The organism is Allobosea sp. AK1 (assembly GCF_006714945.1).
In the GTDB taxonomy this organism is placed as follows: Bacteria; Pseudomonadota; Alphaproteobacteria; order Rhizobiales; family Beijerinckiaceae; genus Allobosea; species Allobosea robiniae.
In genome coordinates, this window is sequence record NZ_VFMG01000001.1 from 3,361,216 (window position 1) to 3,387,409 (window position 26,194).

Consider the following 26,194-nt stretch of genomic DNA (forward strand, 5'->3'; position numbering starts at 1 on the left):
GTCCATCTCCATAGGTTGTTATTTATCGCTTAATACAATCTAAGATTGCATTAAGCGTTCCTGTCAACTCCTGTCACCAATCAGCCCTGCGATGCGCCGCACCCCCTCGCATCATCACGCATTCCGCCCCATATTGCGGCCATGCCGAAAAGCTCCGACACCACCGCGACCAAGCCGAAGGCGGCGAAGAAGCCCTCTTCGGCCCGCACACCGAATTCCAAGGCGACCAAGCCCGAGCTGAAGCCGCTCGAAGGCTATCTCGCCGATCTGCTCAACCCGGCGATCAACCGCGGCAATGCTGTGCCCGGCGGCGCGTCGGGGTTCGGCGACCGGCCGCAGGCGGGCTACGAGGCGAAGCCGAGCTATGCCACGGAACGGCCGGGCGGCGAGGAGAGGCCCAAGCGCAAGCTGACGAAGAAGGCGGATTCCGCCTTCATCGGCGCCGAGGGCGCGGCGGCCGCGACCGCGAGCTCGCTGCAGCATCTGCTCGAAACCGGCAGCCCCTTCATCCAGCCCGGCAAGCCCTGGACCCCGCATCGGCCCGAGCGCCCCGAGAAATCGGAGGGCGGCATCGCCTTCACGATGAAGAGCGACTTCTCCCCATCGGGCGACCAGCCGACCGCGATCGCCGATCTCGTCGACGGCATCCGCCGGCAGGAGCGCGACCAGGTGCTGCTCGGCGTCACCGGCTCGGGCAAGACCTTCACCATGGCCAAGGTGATCGAGGAGACGCAGCGCCCGGCCCTGATCCTCGCGCCGAACAAGACGCTGGCCGCGCAGCTCTATGGCGAGTTCAAGAGCTTCTTTCCGGACAACGCGGTCGAGTACTTCGTCTCCTACTACGACTATTACCAGCCGGAGGCCTACGTCCCGCGCTCGGACACCTATATCGAGAAGGAATCCTCGATCAACGAGCAGATCGACCGCATGCGCCATTCGGCGACGCGCTCCCTGCTCGAACGCGACGACGTGATCATCGTCGCCTCGGTCTCCTGCATCTACGGTATCGGCTCGGTCGAGACCTATACGGCGATGACCTTCTCGATAAAGCTCGGCGAGCGCATCGAGCAGCGCCAGCTCATCGCCGATCTCGTCGCGCTCCAGTACAAGCGCACGCAGCATGACTTCACCCGCGGCACCTTCCGCGTCCGTGGCGACGTGATCGAGCTCTATCCGGCGCACTATGAGGATCGGGCCTGGCGCATCGGCCTGTTCGGCGACGAGGTCGAGTCGATCGCCGAGTTCGATCCGCTGACCGGCCAGAAGACCGGCGAGCTCGAATTCATCAAGGTCTACGGCAATTCGCACTACACCACGCCGCGCCCGACGCTGACCCAGGCCGTGAAGTCGATCAAGGAGGAGCTGAAGGCCCGCCTCGACGAGCTCAACCGCATGGGCCGTTTCCTGGAGGCGCAAAGGCTCGACCAGCGCTGCACCTTCGACATCGAGATGATCGAGGCCACCGGCTCCTGCAACGGCATCGAGAACTACTCGCGCTATCTCACCGGCCGCAAGCCGGGCGAGCCGCCGCCGACGCTCTTCGAATACCTGCCCGACAACGCCCTCGTCTTCACCGACGAGAGCCATGTCAGCGTGCCGCAGATCGGCGGCATGTACCGGGGCGACTTCCGCCGCAAGGCGACGCTGGCCGAATACGGCTTCCGGCTGCCGTCCTGCATGGACAACCGGCCGCTGCGCTTCGAGGAATGGGACGCGATGCGGCCCCAGTCGGTGCATGTCTCGGCCACGCCCGGCGGCTGGGAGATGGAGCAGACCGGCGGCGTCTTCACCGAGCAGGTCATCCGCCCGACCGGGCTGATCGACCCGCCGGTCGAGATCCGCCCCGCCAAGCATCAGGTCGCGGACCTCCTCGACGAGGTCAAGGAGGTCACCGAGAAGGGCTATCGCACCCTCGTCACCGTGCTGACCAAGCGCATGGCCGAGGACCTGACCGAATACCTGCACGAGAACGGCGTGCGCGTGCGCTACATGCACTCGGACATCGACACGATCGAGCGCATCGAAATCCTGCGCGACCTGCGCCTCGGCGCCTTCGACGTGCTGGTCGGCATCAACCTGCTGCGCGAGGGCCTCGACATCCCCGAATGCGGCTTCGTTGCCATCTTGGACGCCGACAAGGAGGGCTTCCTGCGCTCCGAGACCTCGCTGATCCAGACCATCGGCCGCGCCGCCCGCAATGTCGACGGCAAGGTCATCCTCTATGCCGACCACATCACCGGCTCGATGGAGCGGGCGATGGCGGAGACCAATCGCCGCCGCGAGAAGCAGGTCGCCTATAACGAGGCGAACGGCATCACGCCGCAGACGATCAAGCGCGCCATCGGCGACATCCTCGGCTCGGTCTATGAGCGCGACCATGTCACGGTCGACAAGGGGCTGGTGGCGCCGGCCTCGGGCCACAACCTCAAGGCCGCGATCGCCGATCTCGAGAAGCGCATGCGCGAGGCCGCGGCCGATCTCGAATTCGAGACGGCGGCCCGCCTGCGCGACGAGATCAAGCGCCTTCAGGCGACGGAGCTGGCGATCGCGGACGACCCGCTCGCCCGCCAGGGCGATGTCGAGGCCTCCGCCGGCAAGTACAAGGGCGAGCGCTCTTACGGCTCCAGCGCCAACCTGCCGCCCACCCGTGCCCGCAAGCCGACCGATGCGGACATGGGCCCGCACAATTTTGGCGGCGGCGAGGGCAGGCCGAAAGCCGGCGAGAAGCCGAACCCGCTGCTGACCGGCACCTCACGGGTGCGGAAGCCGACACTGGACGAAATGGGCCCGGTGCCGGAATCGCGGCCGAAGGGGGCGGGGGAGAGAAGGCGGCGGAGATAGCTGCGGGGACGTACGTTACTTGTGGACGGCTCCATGGCGTCACTGTACGGCGGGCAGAGCAAGGTTTAAGAACAGACGTGGAACATTGTATGTCGTCGGGTTTCGATGGGCGAGCGGTGGCGAATTACGTTCTCGATTTTTGCGACAAGCAAAATCGCGCGCTAACGAATCTCGGACTCCAGAAGGTTGTCTACTTTTGTCATGTTTGGTCTCTGCTCGATCTCGGGCGACCGCTGATCAAGCATAGTTTCGAGGCGTGGGAGTATGGCCCGGTTCTTCCATACCTCTACCGCGAGTTTAAGGCATTTGATCGTAGCCCGATTTCCGGACGAGCTTTTCAGTTGGATCCTAGAAATGGAACGCGGCAAGTTGTAAGATACCAATTCGACTCAGAGACCGAGGCGTTTCTTGCTAGTATCGTTGGGTTTTACACGCGGTTGAGCGCAGGTGCGCTGGTTCAGTTGAGTCACGTCGAAGGTGGCCCGTGGTATGAGGCTTGGAACCATGGCGGGAGTGTCAATCCTGGCATGAAGATCGACGATGGTCAGATCAGAGAGTTCTACTCCAGAATAAGACGTCCATTTTCTGCTCAATAGGTGCAATTTATGGCTAGTCTCCGCGTTCCGTCGGTTCAGCATTTGGCCCGAAACTGGCGGGATGAGCCAATTACAATTGCAAAGGCGCTGGTTAGGCTCGCCGAAAACCCGCCGACTTTCAATTACAATCCTCTCTTCGGCGCGCTTCGCGATTACTTGATGCTGCATGTGCCTTACGAGGATGTCGTCGCAGGTATCGCTGCCATTAAGCGGGTTGCGGTGCGAGAAAATCTTCTGGGCGTAATGCCTTTAATCAGAGAGCATTTCGACGGGGTTTCTCCGGAATTTTTTCAAGGCGTCGATAGGCGGTACTATCCGGTGGGGCGAGGGCTCATGGTGCCGTTCGAGCCGCCGATGATCTACGGCATTGGTGGTCAGCTGTACTTTCCATGGTTCAGTTTTTGGCGAAGAAATCCCCTTTCAGACGAGAGGCTTTCGCTCTTTGTAACGCTAGTCGAGGAGATTTTGCTGCAAGATCCCGATCTGGAAAGCGCGAGGTTCGAGATTTTAGATTTCAGCTCGTCGGACGCTAAGAGCCCCCGCATGCTCAGAGTGATTGACGCAAGAGATGTTCCTCGGCTTAGCGAGGAGCGAAAGCGACAGATGTTGGAGTGCTTTGCTGAGGGGTATTTTCAAGCATTGGCAATGCTGGCCACAAAGGCAAAAGAGACGGCGCCGTCTGAGCGTCCTGATGCGCCGCGCCCTGACCCCTTGCAACCAGATTTGTTTTAGTAGCGCATTTGAGGGGGCAGCGCCTGTCAGAACTCGATCAGCAATGGCCCCGCAGCGCTTTCTTTCGAAGTTGCGCGCTCTCGCTCGGCGCTCTGTCTTCTCGTTACCTGTACTCTCCACATGACCGTGCCCTCCACATTCGTCCACGCATCGCGCGACCTCGAACGCTTCCTGCTCGATGCGCGTGATGAGCTCGGCCATGCCACCACGCATCAGACCTGGCAGTCGGTGCTGGCCGTGCTCGTCACCTTCCGGGCGCGCCTGACGCCAGCCGAGGGGCTGGCCTTCGCCGACGCGCTGCCGCCATTGCTCGCTGCGATGGTCCTGCAGGACTGGGACCTCGGCCGGCCGCCAAAACCCTTCGCCGACCGCGCGGCGCTGGCGCGGGAGGCGATGGCGTTTCGCGGCGACCACAGCATCCTGCCCGAAAGCGGCATCGCCGATGTTGCGCGGGCGCTGCGTCGGCATGTCGAGCCGCAAGCCTTCGAGCGCGCGCTGGCCAAGCTGCCGCCGGGCGCGCGGGAGTTCTGGGCGGTCTGGGCCTCAGACCCCGTCGAAAGCCGCGTGATAGCGCACCGTGCCGGCCGGCAGCTCCGCGCTGAAACCGAGGCGCATGAAGTATTCCGGCGGCACGCCTTCCAGCACCAGCGCCGGATCGGCAGCGAAGCCGAAGCGGCCGTAATAGGCGGGGTCGCCGAGCAGGACGCAGCCGCCGGCGCCCATCTCGCGCAGGCGCCGCAGGCCCTCGCGGATCAGGCCCGAGCCGATGCCGCCGCGCTGCCGGCCCGGCCGCACCGAGACCGGCCCGAGCCCGAACCAATCGCGCTCCGCCCCGTCGATCGTTACCGGCGAGAAGGCGACATGGCCGACGATCTCATCGTCCTCGACGGCGACGAGCGAGAGCGTCAACGCCCCGGCCGCGCGCAAGCCGTCGACGATCGCCGCTTCGGTGCCGCTGCTATGCGGCGCCGTCGCGAAGGCCTCCGTGGTCAGGGCGCGGATGGCGTCGGAATCGGCGGGCTGTTCAGTGCGAATATCCATGCGGGGCTTATGCCATGCCTGTGCCGCCGATGAAAACTAATCCCCGCCCGTGCGACCCATGCCTATCCTCTGTTCACCTCACCCCGAGGGGCAGCCATCCGGAGGCATGCTGCATGGCGGGGCGGGGGGCGGCGCCTGCGGCCGGGTTTGCACCCCGGACTCGGGAGGCTGCGGGGCACCGCCCTGGGGACATTACGATCCCTGTGCGAGGAGCTCGCTGCAAGGCTCGGGATATCCGGGGCCGGACGCGGAACGGGTGACGAGGCGATGAGCCGAACTGATCCGTGAAACGGCCGACTCATGGAATTCCGACCGTATAAGCGCGGCCCGTGGCTTTTAAATCGCCGGCAAGCGGAGCGTCACGGGGCGTGCGGATGGTGGCTCAATCCATCCGCGCCGCATCCTGGCTCAATGGAAGCGGCCGATACCCCGCGCCTCGCGGCGCTCCGCTGCCCCTCATTCTCCCCGCACGCGGCGACGCGGGCGGCCGCAGGCGCTTGCGCGTTTCCCGACGCCGCCAACGCAGATGTGATGGCCCGGCTGCAACCCGGCCGTGGCAGGCTGGTTGTCGAGAGGCGCGCGGCTCGCGCGCCCGAACAGGGAGACGTTGCATGACGATGCTGAACCGCCGCCGCCTTCCCGTCCTTCTCGCCGGCCTCGCCGCCACTGTGGCGCTGCCGGCGCTGGCGCATCACGGCTGGGCCTGGGCCGAGGGCGAGCAGATGACGCTCAAGGGCAAGATCAGCAAGATCTCGATGGCCCCGCCGCATCCGATGCTGATGGTCGAGTCCGAGGGCAAGCTCTGGCAGGTCGATCTCGGCAATCCCAACCAGACCGAGCGCTCCGGCTTCCGCGGCGACACGGCCAAGCCGGGCGATGCCATCACCGCGCTCGGCAACCGCCATCTCGACAAGACCAAGCTGCACATGAAAGCCGTGCGCATCACCCTCGCCGGCAAGGATTACGACATGTACCCGGAGCGCATCCGGACCAACTGAGCGTGGCCGCTTTTATCGAGGCGCTGGGGCACTGGCCGGGCGCGCTGTGGCTGCAGCGCTCCGGCACGGCCTATCTCGTCGTCAACGCCGCCCATATCCTCGGCATCGGCCTGCTCGTCGGCGCGATCCTGCCGCTCGATCTCCGGCTGATCGGCCTGCTGCGCGCCGCTCCGCTCGCCGTGCTCGCGCCCTTCCTGACCCGCGCCGCCGCCTTCGGCCTCGCGCTGGCGCTCCTGACCGGCGCCTGGCTCTTCACGGTGAAGCCGTCGGAATATGCGGGGAACCCGGCCTTCCTCGCGAAGCTCGCCTTGCTCGCGCTGGCGCTCGGTAATATCGCGCTCCAGCATCGGGGCAGGGCGCTGGCGGAAGCCTTGGCGACCGAGCGGGTGTCAGGACGTGTGCGTGCGAGCGCCTTCGCCTCCTTCACGCTCTGGCTTACGGTGCTGCTGGCGGGGCGCTGGATCGGCTTTGTCTAGGCCGCGACGGCGAGCTGGGTGTCGAGCTTGCGGATGGCGGTGCTGAGCTCGGGCTCGTCGACGATATCGGCGGCGTCGGCCAGCGTGAACCAGTGCAGGTCGCGCTGGTGCTGCTCGGCCCAGCTGTCGAGCTGCTGCTCGACCTCGAGCAGATAGAGCTTCACCTCGCAGAGCGCGAAATGGTCGTTCATCCGCTTCCAGTAGGTATAGCGCCCGGCCGGCTTCTCACTGACGCGGCCGATCACGCCGGCCTCCTCATAGGCCTCGCGCGCAGCGGCGTCGCGGTCCTTGAGGCCCTTCATCGGCCAGCCCTTGGGCACGATCCAGCGGCGCGTGGTGCGCGAGGTCACGAGCAGGATTTCGGTCGAGCCGTCGGCGGCATGACGGATCGGCATGGCGGCGATCTGCGACCGCTTCTCCCCCGGTTTCCGCTTGGCCTTCTTCATCGACGTCGAGAGCCCTTTCCCGGCTGCACATTCGTCCGGCTTCGAATCACAGATGTTCGCCGGAACGAATAAATATTGCATCGATCCGGAAAAATGGAAGAGGCGTTCCGTCGAATCGCATCAGCCCTTCGATTCGCGCATGTCCTCCGGCCGTGCCAGCCGCAGCAAGAGCCAGCCGCAGATGCCGGAGAGCAGCGAGCCGGCGATGACGCCGATCTTCGTCTGGCTCTGCAGGGCTTCCGAATCCGGGAAGGCGAGCAGCCCGATGAACAGGCTCATGGTGAAGCCGATGCCGCAGAGCAGGGCGATGCCGTAGAACTGCGCCCAGGAGGCGCGGGCCGGCAGATCGGCGAATCCCGTGCGGATCGCCAGCCAGCTGAAGCCGAAGACGCCGATCTGCTTGCCGAGGAACAGCCCGAGCATGATGCCGAACGGAACGGGGGCGGCGAGCGTGGAAAGCCCGAGCCCGGCGAAGGAGACGCCGGCATTGGCGAAGCCGAAGACCGGGATGACCAGGAAGGCGACCCAAGGGTGCAGCCCGTGCTCCAGCCGATGCAGCGGCGAGACGGTACTGTCGGGCTTGGCCGGCGAGGGCGTCAGCGGGATCGTCAGCGCCAGCGCGACTCCGGCGAGCGTCGCATGCACGCCGGATTTCAGAGTGAAGTACCAGAGCGCCAGGCCGAGCAAGAGATAGGGCGCCAGCCGCATCACGCCGAGCCGGTTCAGCGCGATGAGCGCCGCGAGCGTCGCGGCGGCGAGCCCGAGGTGAAGGCCCGAAAGACCGGCCGTGTAGAAGACCGCGATGATAATCACCGCGCCGAGATCGTCGAGGATGGCGAGCGCCGTCAGGAAGACCTTGAGCGAGGCCGGCACGCGCGAGCCCAGCAGCGAGAGCACGCCGAGCGCGAAGGCGATGTCGGTGGCTGTCGGGATGGCCCAGCCGCGCAGGCTTTCGGGCGCGCCGAGATTGAAGGCGACATAGATCAGCGCCGGCGCGACCATGCCGCCGAGCGCGGCGAAGCCGGGCAGGACGCGGCGGCTCCAGCTCGAGAGTTGCCCGTCCAGCATCTCGCGCTTGATCTCGAGCCCGACGAGCAGGAAGAACACCGCCATCAGCGCGTCGTTGATCCAGTGCAGGATCGACAGGCCCAGCACATAGCTCTTCAGCACGCCGAAATAGAGCGGCGCCGCCGGCGAATTGGCGACGACGAGGGCAAGGGCCGCGACGACCATCAGGACGATGCCGCCCGCTGCCTCGCCGTGCAGGAAGTCCCGCAAGGCGGAAAGGGGTTTCGTCCGGGTCGCTGGGGCGGCCATCAAGCTCTCCTTGGTCGATCAGACGCGGAGAGATACGACAGGCAGCCGCCGAAGACCAAGTTTGCCGATGCCGCAGGCGGCTTCAGGACTTCTTGCCGTCCTTGTCGAACTGCTTGAGGAAGGCGGTCAGGTCCTTGATCTCCTTCTCGCTCTTGATGCCGGCGAAGATCATCTTGGTGCCGGGGATCTTGGTCCTGGGATCCTTGATGTACTCGGCGAAGGTCGCCTCGTCCCAGGTCAGGCCGGAATTCTTGTTGGCGGCCGAGTAGCTGTAGCCCTCGACGGCGCCGGAATGCCGGCCGATCAGCCCGTTGAGCTCGGGGCCGACGAGATTGCGCGCGCCTTCGCCGATCTGGTGGCAGGCGCGGCATTTTGCGAAGGAGCGTTCGCCGGCCGAGGCATCCTGTGCCGCGGCCGGTTGGGAGAGGAAGGGGAGAAGGAGAACAAGGCTGGAGAGAATGGCTCGCATGATCACGTCTTTCGACTTGGAGGCATTCTCAGCTTAGCGCCGAGCCGCGTGCCGATGGCATGAGCCATTTCGACGCGCGGCGCGCTGTCCTTTCAGCCGGAAAATGAGAGCTCGGGGAATTCCCGAGCGATTCTCAGAGTTCGCCGATCCATTCCGCCACGGTCGCGGTGAAGGCGTCCGGCCGGGAGATCGGGAAAAGATGTCCGCCGGTTTCCATGATCGCCCGGCGGCAGCCGGGCAGGGCGGCGGCGAGCTCCTCCTGATGATAGACGGGCACGACCATGTCGTCGCGCGTGCCGAGGACGAGCACGGGCATCAGCAGCTGGTCGATATCGGCGGTGCCGTCGAAGGCGAGCAGCGCGTCGAGGCGCTCGCGGGCGATCGTCCGGGCGTGCTCGCTCACCGGCGCGGCTTCGATCGCGGCGTCATAGATATGCCAGTTGGCTTCGATCCAGCGCGGCTGGTAGCCGTTCAGCACCGAGGTGGCGGCATAGGCATGGGGATCGCAGCCCAGGATCGCCCGTCGGGTACCGAAGACCGCGTTGAGATAGCGGCCGGGCTTGAGCCAGCTCGCGCTCAGGATCAGGCCGTCGAGGCGGCCGGGGGCCTGCTTGGCGATGGCCTGCGCGATGCAGCCGCCGGTGGAATGGCCGAGCACCACGGCGCGCGAGACACCCGCTGCGTCGAGCACGGCGAGGCTGTCCTGCGCCAGCAGGTCGATGGAACAGGGCACTTCGCCACGGCTGCTGGCGCCGATGCCGCGCTGGTCGAACCGGATGACCTGGAAGGAGCGCGAGAGGGTCGCGGCGATCTCGCTCCAGAAGGCGGCACTGCCGCTCAGGCCGCTGACGAGCAGCAGCGGCTGGCCGTGGCCTTCCTTGAACGCGTGGAGCGTCGCGCCGTCCGGCGTCTCGATCTTGAAATCGATGATGTCCGTGGTGGCCGTCATGCATCACCTCGCGGATGGAGATGCCGAATGCTGCGCTGCCGGCGCTTGATGTCGTCCATGGCCCCATCCTCCCTGGAATAGTAGGTCGCCCGCCCTGATCGCTCGGTCTTGATTTGGCCGATGGGATCACTTCGTGGCAGGATGGCGCATCGGGCCCGCCCCCGCCATGGCTTGAGTGCAGGGGGAGCAATGTTCTTGACGCAGATCAAATAGACCAAAGACTAATTGGCCTGCGTGTGGCGCATATCTTTGTGCGCGGTGCCTCAGGGTCAGGAGGGGTTCAGCCCTTCGCTGAGAGCGTAGGGCGCGAGCACGTCGCGGATGTCGCGCTCGATGCGTGGCGTCAGCAGGGCACGGGTGACGACGGCCCGCAGATGGTGGTCCATCAGGTCGGCTGCGCGGGCAGCGTCGCCGGCGCGCAGCGCGTCGATCAGCTGGCGATGCTCGGAGACGGCGCATTCGGTCGAGTGCGGGCGCCCGTAGATCGCCAGGATCAGCGAGCAGCGCGACGAGGCCTCCTGGACATAGCGCAGCAGCAGCGCGTTGCCGGTCATCTTCGCGAGCTTGATGTGGAACTCGCCGGAGAGGCGGATCGATTCCGGGCCGTCCTGCTCATGCGCCTTCTCCTCCTGGCGGACATGGGCTTCCAGCTCCGCGACCTGGGAGGGGGTGATGCGCCCGGCCAGGCTTTCGGCGACGAGCCGCTCGAGGCCGCGCCGGACCTCGAAGACGTCGCGTGCTTCTTCCAGTGTCGGATAGGCGACCGAGGCGCCGCGATTGGGCTTGAGCTCGACCAAGCCCTCGACGGCGAGGCGCCCGAAGGCCTCCCGCACCAGGGTGCGGCTGACGCCGAGCTGCTCGCCGATCGAATCCTCGGGCAGCTTCATGCCGGGCTTCAGCGCCTGCTCGATGATCGCCCGGCGCAGCGCCCGGTAGACGGATTCGGCGCGCAGAACCGGGGTTCGCTTCTCGCCCATCGTGGCTGTCCCTCGTGCTGGAATGGTCTTGTCCGGGGGCGTCAATGTCACGATCGCGGGCTCCGCGCCAGTTTCCGCTTGTGCTCAATAATCGCATACAATACGCTTCTCATATCGTATGCAAGTATGCCTGATAATCGCACACGAAATTGGCGCGCAAAGCGCCAGGTGCATAACGGAACGGCAACAAGCGATCGAGGTTCGGCGGGCCCGCGGCACGCCGATGCAAAAGGGGAGAAGTCGATGAAGAAGGCCTGGTTGCTGGCGGCCGTCGCCGCCTTCGCGTTCACCGGCGCGGCGGAAGCCAAGACGCTGAAATGGGGCGCGTCACGCGAGATCGCCTCGCTCGACCCCTATTCCTACGGCGAGACCTTCACACTCGCGGTGCTCAATCACGTCTATGAGGGGTTGGTTCGCTATACCGGCGACCTCAAGATCGAGCCGGCTTTGGCCGAGTCATGGGAAACGGTGTCGCCGACCGTCTGGCGCTTCAAGCTGCGCCCGGGCGTCAAGTTCCATAACGGCAACCCCTTCACCGCCGATGACGTCATCGCCTCGCTGGCCCGCGTCACCCACGAGACTTCGCCGCTCAAGGGCAATCTGCCGGCCTACAAGAGCTCGAAGAAGATCGATGACTTGACCGTCGAGATCGAGGTCAACGGCCCCTACCCGCTGCTGCTGAACGACCTGACCAACATCTTCATCTTCGACAAGGAATGGATGGAGGCGAACAACTCGCTGCTGCCGACCGATTCCGGCAAGGGCGTGAAGGGCTACGCCACCGACAATGCCAACGGCACCGGCCCGTTCAAGGTCGAGAGCCGCCGCGCCGATTCCAAGACGGTCTTCGTCAGGAATGCCGGCTGGTGGGACAAGCCGAAGCACAATATCGACGTGATCGAGTTCTCGCCGATCACCTCGTCCTCGACCCGCGTGGCCGCGCTGCTCTCCGGCGAGATCGACTATACCAACGTCGCGCCGCTGCAGGACCTGCCGCGCCTCTCCGCCTCGCCGGACGTCAAGGTGCTGCAGACCAACGAGCTGCGCTCGGTCTTCTTCGCCTTGAACCTTGGCAACAAGCTCACTGAGAGCGACGTCAAGGACAAGAACCCCTTCAAGGACATCCGGGTCCGCGAGGCGCTCTACCGGGCCATCGACATCGACGCGGTGCAGAAGCGCGCCATGCGCGGCCTGTCGCGCAATACCGGCGCGCTCGTCGCCCCGGCGATCCCCGGCTACGATCCCTCGCAGGACGAGCGCCTGCCCTTCGATCTGAACGGCGCCAAGAAGCTGCTGGCCGATGCAGGCTACCCCAACGGCTTCTCCTTCCAGATCAACTGCCAGAGCGACTCTCTCGTCAACGAGGAGGAGTTCTGCCAGGCGATCGCGGCGATGTGGTCGCGCGCCGGCCTGAAGCCTAACCTCAGCATGGCCCCGCGCAGCCAGCAGACGCCGAAGCGCGTCAAGGGCGATTTCGACGTCATCTCCTTCGGCTGGGCCAACGAGCCGATGATCGACGCCTATTCCCTGCTGGTGCAGGTGCTGCATTCCAAGAACGGCACCAGCGGTGTCTTCAACTGGGGCAACTGGGGCGATCCGCGCATCGACGCGCTGATCGACAAGGCTGGCGTCGAGCTCGACACGCCCAAGCGCATCGAGATGATGAAGGAGGCGCTCAAGATCGCCAAGCAGGAGCAGCTCTTCATCCCGCTGCACCAGCAGCCGATGGCCTGGGCGATGCGCTCGACGATCGTCTCGACCGTGCAGGCCTCGGACAACAAGCCGCGGCTCTGGCTGACCATGATGAAGTGACGGGTTGTCATTCCGGGGCTTCGCGTAGCGAAGAACCCGGAACCCACGACTGGGCTGTCCGCGCAAAACCACTTGAGGCGCCGCTCACCTGGTCGTGGGTTCCGGGTTCGCGCCTCCGGCGCGCCCCGGAATGACAAAAGCATCCGCCTAGCGCAGGGAGTCGCAAGACCATGCCGGCCTTTCTCCTCAAGCGACTGCTCAACGCTGCCGGCGTCATGCTGGCGGTTGCCTTTCTCGCCTTCCTGATCTTCCGCTTCGTCGGCGACCCCGTGGAGCTGATGCTGAACGAACAGGCGAGCCAGCAGCAACGTGACGAGCTGCGCGTCCGCCTCGGCCTCGACAGGGGCTTCGTGCTGCAATACGCGACCTTCGTCGGCAATGCCGTGCGCGGCGATTTCGGCATTTCCTACCGCAACCAGCAGGACGTCTTCACGCTGATCTCGGAGCGCTTCCCGGCGACCTTCGAACTGGTGCTGGTCGCGACCTTCCTGTCGCTGGCCGTCGGCATTCCCCTCGGCGTCTACACCGCGATCCGGCGAGACAGCCTCCTCGCCAAGACCCTGCAATTCGTCTCTGTGCTCGGGGTCTCGCTGCCGAGCTTCGCGCTCGGCATCCTCTTCATCCTGATCTTCTCGGTGACGCTGCAATGGCTGCCGGCCTTCGGGCGCGGCGAGGTCGTGCAGATCGGGTGGTGGAGCACGGGCCTGCTCACCGCGTCGGGCCGCAAGGCGCTGATCCTGCCCGGCATCACGCTCTCGCTTTTCCAGATCACGTTGGTGATGCGGCTCGTCCGCGCCGAGATGCTGGAGACGATGCGCACCGACTTCATCCGCTTCGCCCGGGCGCGCGGCCTGCCGGCACGCGCCGTCCATTTCGGCCATGCTTTGCGCAACTGCCTGATGCCGGTCATCACCGTCACCGGCCTGCAGATCGGCAACCTGATCGCCTTCGCGCTGGTCACCGAGACGGTGTTCCAGTGGCCGGGCATGGGCATGCTCTTCGTCCAGGCCGTGACCTTCGTCGATATCCCGGTGATGGCGGCCTATCTGATCGTCGTCTCCTTCATCTTCGTCACGCTCAACACGCTGGTCGACCTGACCTATGCCTGGGTCGATCCGCGCCTGCGCGAGGACGCGCTGACGGGAGGCGCCAATGCTCGCTGAGAAGACTCGGCCCGCTGACACTGCCAGGCAACCCGGCCGCCTGCGTCGCTTTCTCGACAGCGACATCGGCTGGAGCTTCTGCCATACGCCCGTGGCCTGGCTCTCGGCGCTGATGCTGGCGCTGCTTGTCCTGAGCGCGTTCTTCGCCCCGCTGATCGCGCCGCAGGACCCTTACGACCTCGCGCAGATCTTCATCGACAAGGCCGAGATTCCGCCGATCTGGCAGGATGGCGGCGAATGGCCCTTCCTGCTCGGCACAGATCCGCAGGGCCGCGACGTGCTCTCGGCCATTCTCTATGGTTCGCGCATCTCGCTGATCATCGGCTTCGCGGCGGTGATGGTCTCGATGCTGATCGGGGTCTCGATCGGGCTGATCGCCGGCTTCCATGGCGGGCGCATCGACAACCTGCTGATGCGGCTCGGCGACACCGTGCTCTCGATCCCGACCCTGCTGATGGCGATCCTGGTCTCGGCGATCTTCCGCGAGATGCTGCCGCCGGCTTTGCGCGAGCCCTTCTCCGCCGTGGTGCTGGTGCTCTCGATCGCGCTGACGAGCTGGGTGCAATATGCCCGCACCGTGCGCGCGCTGACCATGGTCGAGCGCCGCAAGGAATATGTGCTCGCCGCCCGCATCATCCGCGTGCCGGCGACGCGGATCATGGGCCGCCACATCCTGCCGAACACGATGACGCCGGTGCTGGTTTCGGCGACGCTGAGCCTCGGCCTCGCCATCCTCTCGGAGGCGACGCTGTCCTTCCTCGGCGTCGGCATGCCGATCACCCAGCCGTCCCTGGGTACACTGATCCGCATCGGCAACCAGTACCTGTTCTCCGGCTCCTGGTGGCTCGTCGTCTTCCCCTCGCTGCAGCTCGGGCTGATCGTGCTCTCGGTCAACCTGCTTGGCGACTGGCTCCGCGACGCGCTGAACCCGAAACTGCGCTGACCATCACAAGAAACCACGAGGATACGCCCGCGATGACTGCCTCTCTCCTGATCCGCAACGTCCGCCCGAACGCGGGGCCTGCCCTCGACATCCTGATCGAGAACGGCCGCATTGGCCGGATGGCGAAGGACATTGCCGCGCCCGCCGGTGTGACGGTCGAGGATGGCCGCGGCGAGATCGCCATTCCCGGCCTGGTCGAGGCCCATGCCCATCTCGACAAGAGCCTCTGGGGCCAGCCCTGGTACGTCAACGAAGTCGGCCCGAAGCTGCTCGACAAGATCGACAACGAGCGCTTGAACAAGCGCCGCCTCGACATGGACCCCGCCCGCCAGTCGGCACGCCAGACCGTCCAGTCCTCGACGATGGGCTCGACCCATACCCGCAGCCATGTCGATGTCGACACCGATCACGGGCTCTGGGGCGTCGAGGGCATCCTGAAGACCCGCGAGGATTACGCGGACATCATGGACATCGAGCTCGTCGCCTTTCCGCAATCCGGGCTGCTGCGCCGGCCGGGCACGCTGGAATTGATGCACGAGGCGATGAAGGCCGGCTGCGAGATCGTCGGCGGCCTCGACCCCTGCGCCATCGACCGCGATCCGAAGGGCCATCTCGATGCGATCTTCGGGCTCTGCCAGACCTATGGCCGGCCGCTCGACATCCATCTGCACGAGCCCGGCGAGATGGGCCTGTTCTCGCTCGACCTGATCATCGAGCGCACCCGCGCGCTCGGCATGAAGGGCAAGGTGACGGTCAGCCACGCCTTCTGCCTCGGCACCGATCCGCAACTGGTTGATCCCGTCATCCCGCAGCTCGCCGCGCTCGACATCGCGATCATGACGACGGCGCCGGCCCGCAACACGGCGCCGGCGGTGAAGAAGCTGCTCGATGCCGGCATCCGCGTCTGCTCGGGTTCGGACGGCATCCGCGACACCTGGGGCCCCTATGGCAATGCCGACATGGTCGAGCGCGCCATGTTCATCGGCCTGCGCAACAATTTCCGCCGCGACGACGAGGTCGAACTCGGCCTCCACGTTTGCACGACCGGCGGTGCCCAGGTGATGGAGATCGCCGATTACGGCCTCACTGAGGGCAAGGCCGCCGATCTGGTGATCATGCCCGGCGAGAGCCTGACGGATATCGTCGTGACCCGTTCGCCCAGGCGCCGCGTGATCAAGCGCGGCAGGATCGTCGCCCGTGACGGCGTTTCGGTGAGGACTGCCCCGTGAACCTTGAGGCCAAGAAGCGGCCCGTGGGCCGCATCCTGATGACCGCGCGCTGGGTGGTCGGCCACAAGGACGGCCGCCATCGCCTCTACGAGAACGGCGAGCTCGTGTTCGAGAACGGCGAAATCGTCTTCGTCGGCCATGGCTTCCCCGGCGAGGTCAGCAGACGGATCGATTACGGCCATGCCCTGATCGGGCCGGGCTTCGTCGATTGCGACGCGCTTTCCGACCTCGACACCACCATCCTCGGCTATGACAACCAACCGGCCTGGAAGAAGGGCCGCGTCTGGCCGCGCAGCTATCTCGAGGCCGGTCCCTACGAGATGTACACCCGCGAGGAACTGGCCTTCCAGAAGCGCTACGCCTTCTCCCAGCTGATCCGCAACGGCATCACCACGGCGCTGCCGATCGCCTCGCTGTTCTACCGTGCCTGGGGCGAGACGGTGCAGGAGTTCGAGGACGCTGCGGTTGCCGCCGCCGATCTCGGCATGCGCGCCTATCTCGGCCCGGCCTATCGCACCGGCAACCAGGTCGTCGAAAGCGACGGGCGCGTCGTCACCTATTACGAGGAGGAGCGCGGCCTCGCCGAGCTCGACGCGGCGATCGACTTTGCCAAGCGTCATGAGGGCGAGGCCGGCGGCCTGATCCGCGCGATGTTAGCGCCGGACCGCATCGAGACCTCGACCGCCGAGCTTCTGCGCCGCACGGCGGCAGCCTCGCGCGAGCTCGATATCCCCGTCCGGCTCCACTGCTGCCAGTCGAAGATCGAATACGATCTCGTCCTCGCCCAGCACGGCATGAGTCCGCCGGAATGGCTGGAGAGCCTCGGCTTCCTCAACGAGCGCTGCCTGCTGCCGCATGGCACCGTCGTCTCCGGCAGCCGCCTGATCGATCGCCCCGGCCGCGATCTCGAGATCATCCGCGATTCCGGCGCCAGCATCGTGCATTGCCCGCTGGTCTCGGGCCGGCACGGCAACACGATCAACCATCTCGGCAGCTATCGCGCGATGGGCCTCAACATCGCTATGGGCACGGATACGAGCCCGCCGGACATGGTGATGAACATGCAGACCGGCATGATCCTCGCCCGTACCATGGCCGGGAATGTCGGCGCGGTGCGCTCCGAGGACTATTACGACGCGGCGACCATCGGCGGCGCCAACGCGCTGCAGCGCCCCGATCTCGGCCGCCTCCAGCCGGGTTCCCGCGCCGACATCACCGTCTTCGAATTCGACCGGCCGCATAGCGGGCAGGTCATCGATCCCATCCAGACGATGATGCTGACAGGACATGGCCGCGACTTCGCGACCGTGGTGATCGATGGCCGCTTCGTCATGGAAAACCGGGCGATCCCCGGCCAGGACGAGGCCGCCGACAACGCCCGCGCCCAGAAGCAGTTCGAGGGCGTGATGGCGCGCTATCCCGAGCGCACGCTCGGCCACCCGCCGATGAGCGAGATCTTCTCGTCGAGCTACGCGATCGAACGCAGCGAGGCCTCTGCATGACCGCATCCGCCGCAGCGCCTCTTCTCTCCGTGCGCGACCTGCGCATCGTCTTCGACGGCCGGCATGGCGCGTTGACGGCGCTCGATGGCGTCTCTTTCGACATCGCGCCCGGCGAGATCTTGGGCGTGGTCGGCGAATCCGGGGCGGGCAAGTCCCTGACCGGCACGGCGGTGATCGGCCTGCTCGATCCGCCGGGCCGCGTCGCCGGCGGCGAGATCCATCTCTCGGGCCAGCGCATCGACAACCTCCCGGCGGAGGCGATGCGCAAGCTGCGCGGCCGACGTATCGGTGCGATCTTCCAGGACCCGCTGACCTCGCTGCATCCCTTGCTCAAGGTCGGCGACCAGCTCGTCGAGACCATCCTGACCCACCTGCCGGTCAGTCGCACGGAAGCGCGCAAGCGCGCACTCGACCTGCTCAAGGAGGTCGGCATCCCCGCAGCCGAAACGCGGATCGACCATTTCCCGCACCAGTTCTCGGGCGGCATGCGCCAGCGCGTCGTCATCGCGCTCGCACTCTGCGCCGAGCCCTCGCTGATCATCGCCGATGAGCCGACGACGGCGCTCGACGTCTCGATCCAGGCGCAGATCACGACCTTGCTGAAGCGGCTCTGCCGCGAGCACGGCACGGCGATCATGCTGGTCACCCACGACATGGGCGTCATCGCCGAGACGGCCGATCGCGTTGCGGTGATGTATGCCGGCCGCATCGTCGAGATCGGCCCGGTCGAGGAGGTGACGCGCCGGCCGAGCCATCCCTACACCGCCGGGCTGATGGCCTCGATCCCGAGCGTCCATGTCCGCCACGAGCATCTCAACCAGATCGACGGCGCCATGCCGCGCCTCAATGCCATTCCGCCGGGATGCGCCTTCAATCCGCGTTGCGGCCGGGCGGAGGATTTCTGCCGCGAGCACAAGCCCGGCCTGCCTCTCTCGGGTCATGCCGCCGCCTGCCATTTCCCCCTGAAGGAGGCGGCCCATGCTTGAGCAGGTTTCGACGCTCGCCCCCGCCAAGGCAGCGGGTGACGACATCATTCTCGACGTCGCTGCCGCCTGCTGCCGCTTCGATGTGTCGGCGCCGGCTTTGTCCCGACTGTTCTCGCACGAGCCGCGGCGCATCCTGCGTGCGGTCGAGAACGTCTCCTTCACGGTCAGGCGTGGCACCACCTTCAGCATCGTCGGCGAATCCGGCTGCGGGAAATCGACGCTCGCCCGCATGGTCGTCGGCCTGCAGCGGCCGACCGAGGGCAGGCTCAGCTTCCGTGACATTCGCCGTGCCGACGGCACCATCGGCCCGCCGCGCGTGCAGATGATCTTCCAGGACCCCTATGCCTCGCTCAATCCGCGCTGGCGCGTCGGCGACATCATCGCCGAGCCGATCCGCGAACTGAGGCTCAGGTCCGACGAGGCGGCGGTCCAGCAGCGCGTCGGCGACCTGCTGGAAGTGGTTGGCCTCTCGCGCACCGATGCGAGCCGTTATCCGCATGCCTTCTCGGGTGGCCAGCGCCAGCGCATCTCGATTGCCCGCGCGCTCGCGACAGAGGCCGATTTCCTCGTTTGCGACGAGCCGACCTCGGCGCTCGACGTCTCCGTGCAGGCGCAGATCCTCAACCTGATGGTGCGGCTCCAGAAGGAATTCGGGCTGACCTATCTCTTCATCAGCCACAATCTCTCGGTCGTCCGGCACATGTCGGACGAGCTGGCGATCATGTATCTCGGCCGCTTCGTCGAGGCAGGCCCGGCCGAGCAGGTCTTCACCCGCCCGCAGCACCCCTATACGCGCCTGCTGCTCGACACGATCCCCGATGTCGAACGGCCGAACCGGGAGCGCCGGCCGATGTCCGGCGAGGTGCCGAGCCCGATCAATCCGCCGGCCGGTTGCACCTTCAATCCGCGCTGCGCCCAGGCCGCCGATCGCTGCCGCGTCGAGCGGCCGGAGCTGCGGCAACTGGGCGGGGTCAGCGTCTCCTGCCACCTCGCCTGAAGCGTTAGCTGACCAACGTCGCTTCCAACGTGATTGGCGCCTTGAACAGTTTCGAGACCGGGCAGCCGGCCTTGGCCTTGCCGGCCAGCGACTCGAAGGTCGCCTGGTCGGCGCCGGGCACCTTGCCTTTCAGCGTCAGGTGGATCGCGGTGATCGCGTAGCCGTCCTCAAGCTTGTCGAGCGTTACCCGCGCCGTGGTGTCGAGCGCATCGGCCTTGAGATTGGCCTCGCCGAGGATCAGCGAGAGCGCCATGGTGAAGCAGGCGGCATGCGCCGCGCCGATCAGTTCCTCGGGATTGCTGCCGGGCTTGCCTTCGAAGCGGCTGGCGAAGCCATAGGGATAGGCGTCGAGCGCCTTGGTCTCGGTCGAGATCGTGCCCTTGCCGTCCTTGATGCCGCCTTCCCAATGGGCCGAGCCGGTCTTGTTGATCGCCATGATGCTGTCTCCCGTTCTGGTTGGGTGAGTTATCCTGCGCCTGGAAAGCTACTCTCTGACAACGGCCCGGTGCTCGTTGGGTTCACCGGCACGTGATCGTGACGAGGAGAAGCACCTCGCTTACCGTAAGGTCATCTCTCCGAACGCTGGAGGCCGCCATGACCGCATTCAATGCCGTTCGTTTCAAGGTCAAGCCGGGGATGGAGACCGCCTTTCTCGACGCGCATCGCAATGTCGCCGCCGACTGGTCCGGTCTGCGGCACGCCAACATCATCGCCGCCGGGGAGGGGCGCTATTGCATCATCGCAGAATGGGAGAGCATGGACGCGATGGCGGCGGCGCGTCCGCAGATGATCGCCACGCTCAACAGCTTCCGCCATACGCTCGACGATCTCGGCGGCGGGCTCGGCGTCACCGATCCGATCGCCGGCACGGTTGCCTTGTCGCTGAAATAGCGCGCCCGTTTGAACGCTGTATCGCAACAGACGAAGGCCCGCCCCGATCGCTCGATGCGGGCCTTCGGGTAGGGCAGGGATGTCGTCGTTTAGCGGAACAGCGCCAGCGACTTCGACAAGGTGATCCAGACGCCCCAGGCGATCGGCAGGCCGACCACAGCCCAGGCGAGCATGGCCGTGCCGTCGAACCCGCCCTTGCCGATGCCGTAGGAGCCGTAGTGAGCTGCCCCGTCGACACTGGCCGACCGCTTCTGCAAGGCCGCGACCTCGGCATCCTTCATGAACCATTTGGCCGCGACGGGGCGGACCAGCAGGTTGCAGAGGAAGCCGAGCACCAGCATGCCGGCGAGGATGTACATGGTGCGGTCATAGACCTGCGCGCGCGGGACGCCGGCATTGATCTGCGCCTCGCGGATATAGTTCACCACGACCGGACCGATGATGCCGGCGGTCGACCACGCCGTCAGCAGGCGGCCATGGATGGCGCCGACGAACTGCGTGCCGAACATGTCGGCGAGATAGGCCGGTACCGTCGCGAAGCCGCCGCCATACATCGACAGGATGATGCAGAAGAAGGCGACGAAGAGCGCGAGCGACCCGGCATGCGCCGCCCAGGGCGAGAGCGCATAGAGCAGGATGCCGAGCCCGAAGAAGGTGGCATAGGTCAGCTTGCGGCCGAGCTTGTCAGAGAGCGAGGCCCAGAAGAAGCGCCCGGCGATGTTGAACAGCGAGAGCAGGCCGACGAAGGCCGCCGCGATCGTGGCGATCTGCGTCTTCTGCCCGGCGTCGAGCGCGGAAAAGCCGATCTCCGGCTTCCCGATCAGCGAGCCCGCGAAGATCTCCTGCAGCATCGGCGAGGCCATGCCGAGCACGCCGATGCCGGCCGAGACGTTCAGGGTCAGCACCGACCAGATCAGCCAGAACTGCGGTGTCTTATGCGCGTTCTGGAGATGCACGTGACCGGAGGTGATCATGGCGTTCTGCGTCGCCGGCGGGGTCCAGCCCTCGGGGCGCCAGTTGGCCGGCGGGATGCGGTAGCCGAAGGTGCCTGCCATCATGAAGACGAAATAGATCGCGGCCATTGCGACGAAGGTCTGCCAGACGCCGACCGAGGCGGGCGTCTTGAAATAGTTCATCAGCATGTCCGCCAGCGGCGAGCCGATCATCGCGCCGCCGCCGAAGCCCATGATCGCCATGCCGGTCGCCATGCCGCGCCGGTCCGGGAACCATTTCACCAGGGTTGAGACCGGTGAGATATAGCCGAGGCCGAGCCCGATGCCGCCGATGACGCCGGAGCCGAGCCATAGCATCCAGAGCTGGTGCCAGTAGACGCCGAGCGCCGAGATCATGAGGCCGCCGCACCAGCACAGCGTCGAGACGAAGGCCGCCTTGCGCGGGCCGACGCGCTCGAGCCAGCCGCCCCAGATCGCGGCCGAGGAGCCGAGCAGCACGAAGAACAGCGTGTACATCCAGCCGAGATCGGCGACCTTCCAGTCGCAGGCCGTGGTGAACAGCGAGCCGATCAGGCCGACATCCGCCGCGCAGGCGACGGGCTTGGTGATGCCGATCGCCTGGCTGAGCGGCAGCCAGAACACCGAGAAGCCATAGGCCATGCCGATGCACAGGTGGATGCAGAGCGCAGCCGGGGGCACGAGCCAGCGGTTGAAGCCCGGTTTGGCGATGGTCCTTTCGCGGTCGAGCAGGCCGATGCCGCCTCCCGCCTGTCCGATATCCTGTGCGACACTCATTCCCCGGTTCCTTTCCCCATGGCTTCGCTGTTCGGGCCAGGTAGGTTCCCGGCTCGTTGCACTCTCTCGATGCGCCGCCAGGGCGGCGGCTTACGCGCTATCCTCCGCGCCCCGGTCTGATCCGCGGCAGGGCTTGCCGCAGCAGGGGCGGGAGGTCCTCCGGCCGGTCCGCGAAGGCGGCGAGGAAATCCCCGCGCATGCGCCCGGTCCAGAACTGGTTGATGTGGTCGGCGATGGAGGCGATGGCCTCCGCTTCCGGATAGGCCTTGAAGAAATCGGCGATCTGCCCGGCCATGCGCAGGAGCTTCGCGACGTTCTCCGCGTGGTGGTCGGCCGCGGTGGGTTCTGTGGTCAGGCCGGCCTCCGTCATCGGGCAATGGTCTCGGATTCGGGCGCGAGCGCACCGGTGAAGACGATGCAGCCGTCGCGGCGCGCGACCGCGGCAAGAGTCAGGCCGAGATGCCGGGCACGCTCGATGGCGAGCGAGGTCGGCGCCGAGATCGCGACCAGCGTTCCCGCGCCGAAGATGGCGGCCTTCTCGACCATTTCGAAGGAGGCGCGGCTGGTGACGAGCAGGAAGCCCTCGCTGGCATCCGCCCCTGCGCGGAGCCGTGCGCCGATCAGCTTGTCGAGCGCGTTGTGGCGGCCGACATCCTCGCGCACCGCCAGGATCGCGCCGTTCGCATCGCACCAGGCGGCGGCATGGACGGCGCGGGTGAGCTGGCTCAGCGGCTGGTGCTTATCGAGTTCAGCAAGTGCTGTCTCGATTGCCGCGGCGGATACGGCGCGGGACGCTCGCGTCGCCGCATCGGCCATCGGGATCTCCTCGATGGTCTCGACACCGCAGAGCCCGCAGGAGGTCCGGCCCGAGAGGTTGCGCCGCCGCGCCAGATGCTCGCGGAAGCGGCCGGGCGCAAGCTCGACGGTGACGATGACGCCTTCGTCCTTCGGTTCGACGCTGATGCCGCGGATCTCGGAGGCGTCTCGAACGATACCCTCGGTCAGGCTGAAGCCGGTGACGAAATCCTCGAGGTCGGACGGGCTCGCCATCATCACCGCATAGGGCATGTTGCCGAAGACGATGTTGATCGGCGTCTCGACCGCGACCTCGATCTCGCGTGCGCCCTCCCGCGCCGCGCCGAAGCGCAGCGGCTCGGCCGTGACGGCGGCCGAGGCCGGCGGCTGGGCGGGCGGGTTATTCCGCGGCATCGGGCAGGCGTTCCGCGATCCGGCGCAAGGTCACGTCCTCCTCGAAATTCTTTTCCTGCCAGGCGGAATAGGCGTTGGTGCGCCGGACGTCGACAGCGGTGACCTTGTATTCCGGGCAGTTGGTCGCCCAGTCCGAATAATCGGTGGTGATGACGTTGGCACCGGTCTTGGCATGGTGGAAGGTGGTGTAAACTACGCCCGGCTGCATGCGCTCGGAGATCATGGCCCTGAGCGCGATATCGCCCGAGCGGCTGGCGAGCGCGACGAGATCGCCATCGCGGATGCCGCGGCTCTCGGCATCGAAGGGGTGGATCTCCAGCACGTCCTCATCATGCCAGGCGCCGTTCTCGGTGCGCCGCGTCTGCGCGCCGACATTGTATTGCGAGAGGATGCGGCCGGTAGTGAGCAGCAGCGGGAAGCGCGGCCCGGTCCGCTCGTCGGTCGGGACGTATTCCGTGATCATGAACTTGCCCTTGCCGCGCACGAAGCGGTCGACATGCATCAGCGGCGTGCCGGTCGGCGCCTTGTCGTTGCAGGGCCACTGCACCGAGCCGAGCTTGTCGAGCTTGTCGTAGGAGACGCCGGCGAAGCTCGGCGTCAGCCGCGCGATCTCGTCCATGATCTCGCCCGGATGGCCATAAGCCATCTCGTAGCCGAGTGCCCGCGCCAGCTCGATCGTGACCTGCCACTCGTCCTTGCCGGACAGCGGCGCCATCACCTGCCGGACGCGGTTGATGCGCCGCTCGGCATTGGTGAAGGTGCCGTCCTTCTCCAGGAAGGAGGCGCCCGGCAGGAAGACATGGGCGTATTTCGCCGTCTCGTTCAGGAAGATGTCCTGGATGACGACGCATTCCATCGAGGCCAGGCCCGCCGTGACATGCTTGGTGTTGGGGTCGGACTGGGCGATGTCCTCGCCCTGGACATAGAGGCCCTTGAACGTGCCCTCGACGGCCTCGTCGAGCATGTTGTTGATGCGCAGGCCCTGCTCGGGGTCGAGCGGCACGCCCCAGAGCATCTCGAAGACCTGCCGGGTCGAATCGTCGGAGACGTGGCGATAGCCCGAGAACTCGTGCGGGAAGGAGCCCATGTCGCAGGAGCCCTGGACATTGTTCTGGCCGCGCAGCGGATTGATGCCGACGCCGTCGCGCCCGATATTGCCGGTCGCCATGGCGAGGTTGGCCATCGCCATCACCGTGGTCGAGCCCTGGCTGTGCTCGGTGACGCCGAGCCCGTAATAGATCGCGCCATTGCCGCCGGTGGCGTAAAGCCGAGCCGCAGCACGCACATCCGCCGCCGGCACGCCGGTATATTGCTCGCTCATCTCCGGCGAATTCTCCTCGCGGGCGACGAAACGGGCCCAGTGCTCGAAATCGCCGAGATCACAGCGCTCGCGTACATAGGCCTCGTCGATCAGCCCTTCGGTGACGACGACATGGCTCAGCGCATTGAGCAGCGCGACATTGGTGCCGGGCTTGAGCGGCAGGTGGTAGTCCGCCTTGATATGCGGCGACTGCACCATGTCGATCCGGCGGGGGTCGGCGACGATCAGGCGGGCGCCCTCGCGGATGCGCTTCTTCATGCGCGAGGCGAAGACCGGGTGACCGTCGGTCGGATTGGCGCCGATGACGAGGATGACGTCGGATTTGGCGACGGACTTGAAGTCCTGCGTGCCGGCCGAGGTGCCGAGCGTCGTCCTGAGGCCATATCCGGTCGGCGAATGGCAGACGCGGGCGCAGGTATCGACATTGTTGTTGCGGAAGGCGGCGCGCACCAGCTTCTGGACGAGGAAGACCTCCTCGTTGGTGCAGCGCGACGAGGTGATGGCGCCGACCGATTCACGGCCGTACTTCGCTTGGATGCGCTTGAACTCGGAGGCCGCGTAGTTGATCGCCTCTTCCCAGGAGACTTCGCGCCACGGGTCCGTGATCTTCGCCCGGATCATCGGCTTGGTCATGCGGTCGGTATGGGTCGCATAGCCCCAGGCGAAGCGGCCCTTGACGCAGCTATGCCCCTCGTTCGCCTTGCCGTCCTTGTAGGGCACCATGCGGATGACGCGGTCGCCCTGCATCTCGGCCTTGAACGAGCAGCCGACGCCGCAATAGGCGCAGGTCGTGATCACCGAATGCTCGGGCTGGCCGTGCTCGATGACCTTATTCTCCATCAGCGTCGCGGTCGGGCAGGCCTGCACGCAGGCGCCGCAAGAGACGCATTCGGATCCCAGGAAATCGGTCGGCCCCGCCGCGACGCGCGACTCGAAGCCGCGCCCGGTGATCGTCAATGCGAAGGTGCCCTGCACCTCCTCGCAGGCCCGCACGCAGCGATTGCAGACGATGCATTTCGAGGGGTCGTAGGTGAAATAGGGGTTGGACGTATCCTGCGCCAGCCAGTTCTCGTTGACCGCGCCGTCCTTGCCCTCTGCGAAGACGTGGTTCTCGCCCTCGTAGCCATAGCGCACCTCGCGCAAGCCCACGGCGCCGGCCATGTCCTGCAATTCGCAGTCGCCATTGGCCGAGCAGGTCAGGCAGTCCAGCGGATGGTCGGAGATGTAGAGCTCCATCACGCCCTTGCGTAAGGACGAGAGATTCTCCGACTGCGTGCGCACGACCATGCCCTCTTCGGCCGGCGTGGTGCAGGAGGCTGGCGTGCCGCGCCGCCCCTCGATCTCGACGAGGCAGAGCCGGCAGGAGCCGAAGGGTTCGAGCGAGTCGGTGGCGCAGAGCTTGGGAATCTTGGTGCCCAGGCTCATCGCCGCCGCCATCACCGAGGTACCGGCCGGCACCGTGACGCTCTGCCCGTCGATGCTCAGCGTCACCGTCTTCTCGGAAAGCCGGATCGGCGTGCCGTAGTCGATTTCCTTGATCAGGCTCATCTC

General features: G+C 66.1%; 24 protein-coding genes and 1 pseudogene. 14 read left to right on the forward strand and 11 right to left on the reverse strand.

What is annotated here, in order from left to right:
* The first annotated feature begins 141 nt into the window (after nucleotides 1-141).
* The 4 genes and pseudogenes from uvrB to FHT98_RS16395 form a co-directional block, all read left to right on the forward strand.
* Nucleotides 142-2,841 carry an excinuclease ABC subunit UvrB gene (gene uvrB / locus FHT98_RS16380; RefSeq protein ID WP_142114640.1) on the forward strand — a complete coding sequence of 900 codons (2,700 nt, stop codon included), beginning with the start codon at nucleotides 142-144 and terminating at the stop codon, nucleotides 2,839-2,841.
* Nucleotides 2,842-2,930: 89 nt separating this feature from the next.
* On the forward strand, nucleotides 2,931-3,437 hold the full coding sequence (locus FHT98_RS16385; protein ID WP_142114641.1) for a Panacea domain-containing protein: 507 nt from the start codon (nucleotides 2,931-2,933) through the stop codon (nucleotides 3,435-3,437).
* A gap of 9 nt (nucleotides 3,438-3,446) precedes the next feature.
* Nucleotides 3,447-4,169 (forward strand): hypothetical protein, encoded by a 723-nt coding sequence (locus FHT98_RS16390; protein ID WP_142114642.1) that lies wholly within the window; start codon nucleotides 3,447-3,449, stop codon nucleotides 4,167-4,169.
* A 120-nt stretch (nucleotides 4,170-4,289) separates the two neighbouring features.
* Nucleotides 4,290-4,685 (forward strand): annotated as a pseudogene (locus tag FHT98_RS16395) (DUF2267 domain-containing protein); the annotation flags it as partial.
* 27 nt (nucleotides 4,686-4,712) lie between these two features.
* On the opposite strand, the gene FHT98_RS16400 reads toward FHT98_RS16395, so the two are convergent.
* Nucleotides 4,713-5,210: a GNAT family N-acetyltransferase gene (locus tag FHT98_RS16400; protein ID WP_142114643.1), complete on the reverse strand. Its 498-nt coding sequence runs from the start codon at nucleotides 5,208-5,210 to the stop codon at nucleotides 4,713-4,715.
* Nucleotides 5,211-5,821: 611 nt separating this feature from the next.
* On the opposite strand from FHT98_RS16400, the gene FHT98_RS16405 reads away from it, so the two are divergent.
* Both FHT98_RS16405 and FHT98_RS16410 read left to right on the forward strand, forming a co-directional pair.
* On the forward strand, nucleotides 5,822-6,208 hold the full coding sequence (locus FHT98_RS16405; protein ID WP_091858370.1) for a DUF6152 family protein: 387 nt from the start codon (nucleotides 5,822-5,824) through the stop codon (nucleotides 6,206-6,208).
* Between the two features lie 2 nt (nucleotides 6,209-6,210).
* Nucleotides 6,211-6,684 (forward strand): DUF6644 family protein, encoded by a 474-nt coding sequence (locus FHT98_RS16410; RefSeq protein ID WP_142114644.1) that lies wholly within the window; start codon nucleotides 6,211-6,213, stop codon nucleotides 6,682-6,684.
* Here FHT98_RS16410 and FHT98_RS16415 read toward each other — a convergent pair.
* The 5 genes from FHT98_RS16415 to FHT98_RS16435 form a co-directional block, all read right to left on the reverse strand.
* Nucleotides 6,681-7,130: an NUDIX hydrolase gene (locus FHT98_RS16415; protein WP_113587151.1), complete on the reverse strand. Its 450-nt coding sequence runs from the start codon at nucleotides 7,128-7,130 to the stop codon at nucleotides 6,681-6,683. The two genes, FHT98_RS16410 and FHT98_RS16415, sit on opposite strands and share 4 nt — an antisense overlap.
* 120 nt (nucleotides 7,131-7,250) lie before the next feature.
* Complete coding sequence (gene nhaA / locus FHT98_RS16420; protein ID WP_142114645.1) at nucleotides 7,251-8,447, reverse strand: Na+/H+ antiporter NhaA; 1,197 nt, start codon at nucleotides 8,445-8,447, stop codon at nucleotides 7,251-7,253.
* An 82-nt stretch (nucleotides 8,448-8,529) separates the two neighbouring features.
* Nucleotides 8,530-8,916, reverse strand: coding sequence for a c-type cytochrome (locus FHT98_RS16425; protein WP_170843433.1), 387 nt, complete (start codon nucleotides 8,914-8,916; stop codon nucleotides 8,530-8,532).
* A gap of 133 nt (nucleotides 8,917-9,049) precedes the next feature.
* On the reverse strand, nucleotides 9,050-9,865 hold the full coding sequence (locus FHT98_RS16430) for an alpha/beta fold hydrolase (protein ID WP_091858355.1): 816 nt from the start codon (nucleotides 9,863-9,865) through the stop codon (nucleotides 9,050-9,052).
* A 269-nt stretch (nucleotides 9,866-10,134) separates the two neighbouring features.
* The gene (locus tag FHT98_RS16435; protein ID WP_061968739.1) at nucleotides 10,135-10,842 is read right to left on the reverse strand and encodes a GntR family transcriptional regulator; all 708 of its coding nucleotides are present in this window, start codon (nucleotides 10,840-10,842) and stop codon (nucleotides 10,135-10,137) included.
* Nucleotides 10,843-11,085: 243 nt separating this feature from the next.
* On the opposite strand from FHT98_RS16435, the gene FHT98_RS16440 reads away from it, so the two are divergent.
* The 7 genes from FHT98_RS16440 to FHT98_RS16470 all read left to right on the forward strand — a co-directional run bounded on the left by FHT98_RS16440 (nucleotide 11,086) and on the right by FHT98_RS16470 (nucleotide 19,474).
* Nucleotides 11,086-12,654: an ABC transporter substrate-binding protein gene (locus tag FHT98_RS16440; protein WP_142114646.1), complete on the forward strand. Its 1,569-nt coding sequence runs from the start codon at nucleotides 11,086-11,088 to the stop codon at nucleotides 12,652-12,654.
* A 170-nt stretch (nucleotides 12,655-12,824) separates the two neighbouring features.
* Complete coding sequence (locus FHT98_RS16445) at nucleotides 12,825-13,817, forward strand: ABC transporter permease (RefSeq protein WP_113587155.1); 993 nt, start codon at nucleotides 12,825-12,827, stop codon at nucleotides 13,815-13,817.
* Nucleotides 13,807-14,760: an ABC transporter permease gene (locus tag FHT98_RS16450; RefSeq protein WP_142114647.1), complete on the forward strand. Its 954-nt coding sequence runs from the start codon at nucleotides 13,807-13,809 to the stop codon at nucleotides 14,758-14,760. Before FHT98_RS16445 ends, FHT98_RS16450 begins: the two co-directional genes overlap by 11 nt.
* Before the next feature lie 32 nt (nucleotides 14,761-14,792).
* Complete coding sequence (locus FHT98_RS16455; protein ID WP_113587157.1) at nucleotides 14,793-15,989, forward strand: amidohydrolase family protein; 1,197 nt, start codon at nucleotides 14,793-14,795, stop codon at nucleotides 15,987-15,989.
* Nucleotides 15,990-16,027: 38 nt separating this feature from the next.
* On the forward strand, nucleotides 16,028-17,491 hold the full coding sequence (locus tag FHT98_RS16460) for an amidohydrolase family protein (protein WP_142115792.1): 1,464 nt from the start codon (nucleotides 16,028-16,030) through the stop codon (nucleotides 17,489-17,491).
* Entirely contained in the window at nucleotides 17,488-18,477 is a 990-nt protein-coding gene (locus tag FHT98_RS16465; RefSeq protein WP_142114648.1) for an ABC transporter ATP-binding protein, read from the forward strand. Before FHT98_RS16460 ends, FHT98_RS16465 begins: the two co-directional genes overlap by 4 nt.
* Complete coding sequence (locus FHT98_RS16470) at nucleotides 18,470-19,474, forward strand: ABC transporter ATP-binding protein (RefSeq protein ID WP_142114649.1); 1,005 nt, start codon at nucleotides 18,470-18,472, stop codon at nucleotides 19,472-19,474. Before FHT98_RS16465 ends, FHT98_RS16470 begins: the two co-directional genes overlap by 8 nt.
* Nucleotides 19,475-19,478: 4 nt before the next feature.
* On the opposite strand, the gene FHT98_RS16475 is transcribed toward FHT98_RS16470, so the two are convergent.
* Nucleotides 19,479-19,910 (reverse strand): OsmC family protein, encoded by a 432-nt coding sequence (locus FHT98_RS16475; RefSeq protein ID WP_113587160.1) that lies wholly within the window; start codon nucleotides 19,908-19,910, stop codon nucleotides 19,479-19,481.
* Nucleotides 19,911-20,068: 158 nt separating this feature from the next.
* Here FHT98_RS16475 and FHT98_RS16480 point away from each other — a divergent pair, with 158 nt between their 5' ends.
* Entirely contained in the window at nucleotides 20,069-20,365 is a 297-nt protein-coding gene (locus FHT98_RS16480; RefSeq protein WP_113587161.1) for an antibiotic biosynthesis monooxygenase, read from the forward strand.
* Between the two features lie 89 nt (nucleotides 20,366-20,454).
* Here the strand turns inward: FHT98_RS16480 and FHT98_RS16485 are convergent, their stop codons facing one another.
* The 4 genes from FHT98_RS16485 to fdhF all read right to left on the reverse strand — a co-directional run bounded on the left by FHT98_RS16485 (nucleotide 20,455) and on the right by fdhF (nucleotide 26,191).
* Nucleotides 20,455-22,113 (reverse strand): OFA family MFS transporter, encoded by a 1,659-nt coding sequence (locus tag FHT98_RS16485; RefSeq protein WP_142114650.1) that lies wholly within the window; start codon nucleotides 22,111-22,113, stop codon nucleotides 20,455-20,457.
* A gap of 97 nt (nucleotides 22,114-22,210) precedes the next feature.
* On the reverse strand, nucleotides 22,211-22,483 hold the full coding sequence (locus tag FHT98_RS16490) for a formate dehydrogenase subunit delta (RefSeq protein WP_091858328.1): 273 nt from the start codon (nucleotides 22,481-22,483) through the stop codon (nucleotides 22,211-22,213).
* Nucleotides 22,480-23,322, reverse strand: coding sequence for a formate dehydrogenase accessory sulfurtransferase FdhD (gene fdhD / locus FHT98_RS16495; protein ID WP_142114651.1), 843 nt, complete (start codon nucleotides 23,320-23,322; stop codon nucleotides 22,480-22,482). The genes FHT98_RS16490 and fdhD overlap by 4 nt, the downstream gene beginning before the upstream one ends.
* Nucleotides 23,309-26,191, reverse strand: a complete 2,883-nt coding sequence (gene fdhF / locus FHT98_RS16500; protein WP_142114652.1) for a formate dehydrogenase subunit alpha — start codon at nucleotides 26,189-26,191, stop codon at nucleotides 23,309-23,311. Before fdhF ends, fdhD begins: the two co-directional genes overlap by 14 nt.
* Nucleotides 26,192-26,194: the final 3 nt, after the last annotated feature.

Excerpts from the sequence above, each read along its gene's own strand:
- uvrB (WP_142114640.1), top strand. The coding sequence starts at position 142 with ATGCCGAAAAGCTCCGACACCACCGCGACCAAGCCGAAGGCGGCGAAG.
- FHT98_RS16385 (WP_142114641.1), top strand. The coding sequence starts at position 2,931 with ATGTCGTCGGGTTTCGATGGGCGAGCGGTGGCGAATTACGTTCTCGAT.
- FHT98_RS16390 (WP_142114642.1), top strand. The coding sequence starts at position 3,447 with ATGGCTAGTCTCCGCGTTCCGTCGGTTCAGCATTTGGCCCGAAACTGG.
- FHT98_RS16400 (WP_142114643.1), bottom strand. The coding sequence starts at position 5,210 with ATGGATATTCGCACTGAACAGCCCGCCGATTCCGACGCCATCCGCGCC.
- FHT98_RS16405 (WP_091858370.1), top strand. The coding sequence starts at position 5,822 with ATGACGATGCTGAACCGCCGCCGCCTTCCCGTCCTTCTCGCCGGCCTC.
- FHT98_RS16415 (WP_113587151.1), bottom strand. The coding sequence starts at position 7,130 with ATGAAGAAGGCCAAGCGGAAACCGGGGGAGAAGCGGTCGCAGATCGCC.
- nhaA (WP_142114645.1), bottom strand. The coding sequence starts at position 8,447 with ATGGCCGCCCCAGCGACCCGGACGAAACCCCTTTCCGCCTTGCGGGAC.
- FHT98_RS16425 (WP_170843433.1), bottom strand. The coding sequence starts at position 8,916 with ATGCGAGCCATTCTCTCCAGCCTTGTTCTCCTTCTCCCCTTCCTCTCC.
- FHT98_RS16430 (WP_091858355.1), bottom strand. The coding sequence starts at position 9,865 with ATGACGGCCACCACGGACATCATCGATTTCAAGATCGAGACGCCGGAC.
- FHT98_RS16435 (WP_061968739.1), bottom strand. The coding sequence starts at position 10,842 with ATGGGCGAGAAGCGAACCCCGGTTCTGCGCGCCGAATCCGTCTACCGG.
- FHT98_RS16440 (WP_142114646.1), top strand. The coding sequence starts at position 11,086 with ATGAAGAAGGCCTGGTTGCTGGCGGCCGTCGCCGCCTTCGCGTTCACC.
- FHT98_RS16445 (WP_113587155.1), top strand. The coding sequence starts at position 12,825 with ATGCCGGCCTTTCTCCTCAAGCGACTGCTCAACGCTGCCGGCGTCATG.
- FHT98_RS16450 (WP_142114647.1), top strand. The coding sequence starts at position 13,807 with ATGCTCGCTGAGAAGACTCGGCCCGCTGACACTGCCAGGCAACCCGGC.
- FHT98_RS16455 (WP_113587157.1), top strand. The coding sequence starts at position 14,793 with ATGACTGCCTCTCTCCTGATCCGCAACGTCCGCCCGAACGCGGGGCCT.
- FHT98_RS16460 (WP_142115792.1), top strand. The coding sequence starts at position 16,028 with ATGACCGCGCGCTGGGTGGTCGGCCACAAGGACGGCCGCCATCGCCTC.
- FHT98_RS16465 (WP_142114648.1), top strand. The coding sequence starts at position 17,488 with ATGACCGCATCCGCCGCAGCGCCTCTTCTCTCCGTGCGCGACCTGCGC.
- FHT98_RS16470 (WP_142114649.1), top strand. The coding sequence starts at position 18,470 with ATGCTTGAGCAGGTTTCGACGCTCGCCCCCGCCAAGGCAGCGGGTGAC.
- FHT98_RS16475 (WP_113587160.1), bottom strand. The coding sequence starts at position 19,910 with ATGGCGATCAACAAGACCGGCTCGGCCCATTGGGAAGGCGGCATCAAG.
- FHT98_RS16480 (WP_113587161.1), top strand. The coding sequence starts at position 20,069 with ATGACCGCATTCAATGCCGTTCGTTTCAAGGTCAAGCCGGGGATGGAG.
- FHT98_RS16485 (WP_142114650.1), bottom strand. The coding sequence starts at position 22,113 with ATGAGTGTCGCACAGGATATCGGACAGGCGGGAGGCGGCATCGGCCTG.
- FHT98_RS16490 (WP_091858328.1), bottom strand. The coding sequence starts at position 22,483 with ATGACGGAGGCCGGCCTGACCACAGAACCCACCGCGGCCGACCACCAC.
- fdhD (WP_142114651.1), bottom strand. The coding sequence starts at position 23,322 with ATGCCGCGGAATAACCCGCCCGCCCAGCCGCCGGCCTCGGCCGCCGTC.
- fdhF (WP_142114652.1), bottom strand. The coding sequence starts at position 26,191 with ATGAGCCTGATCAAGGAAATCGACTACGGCACGCCGATCCGGCTTTCC.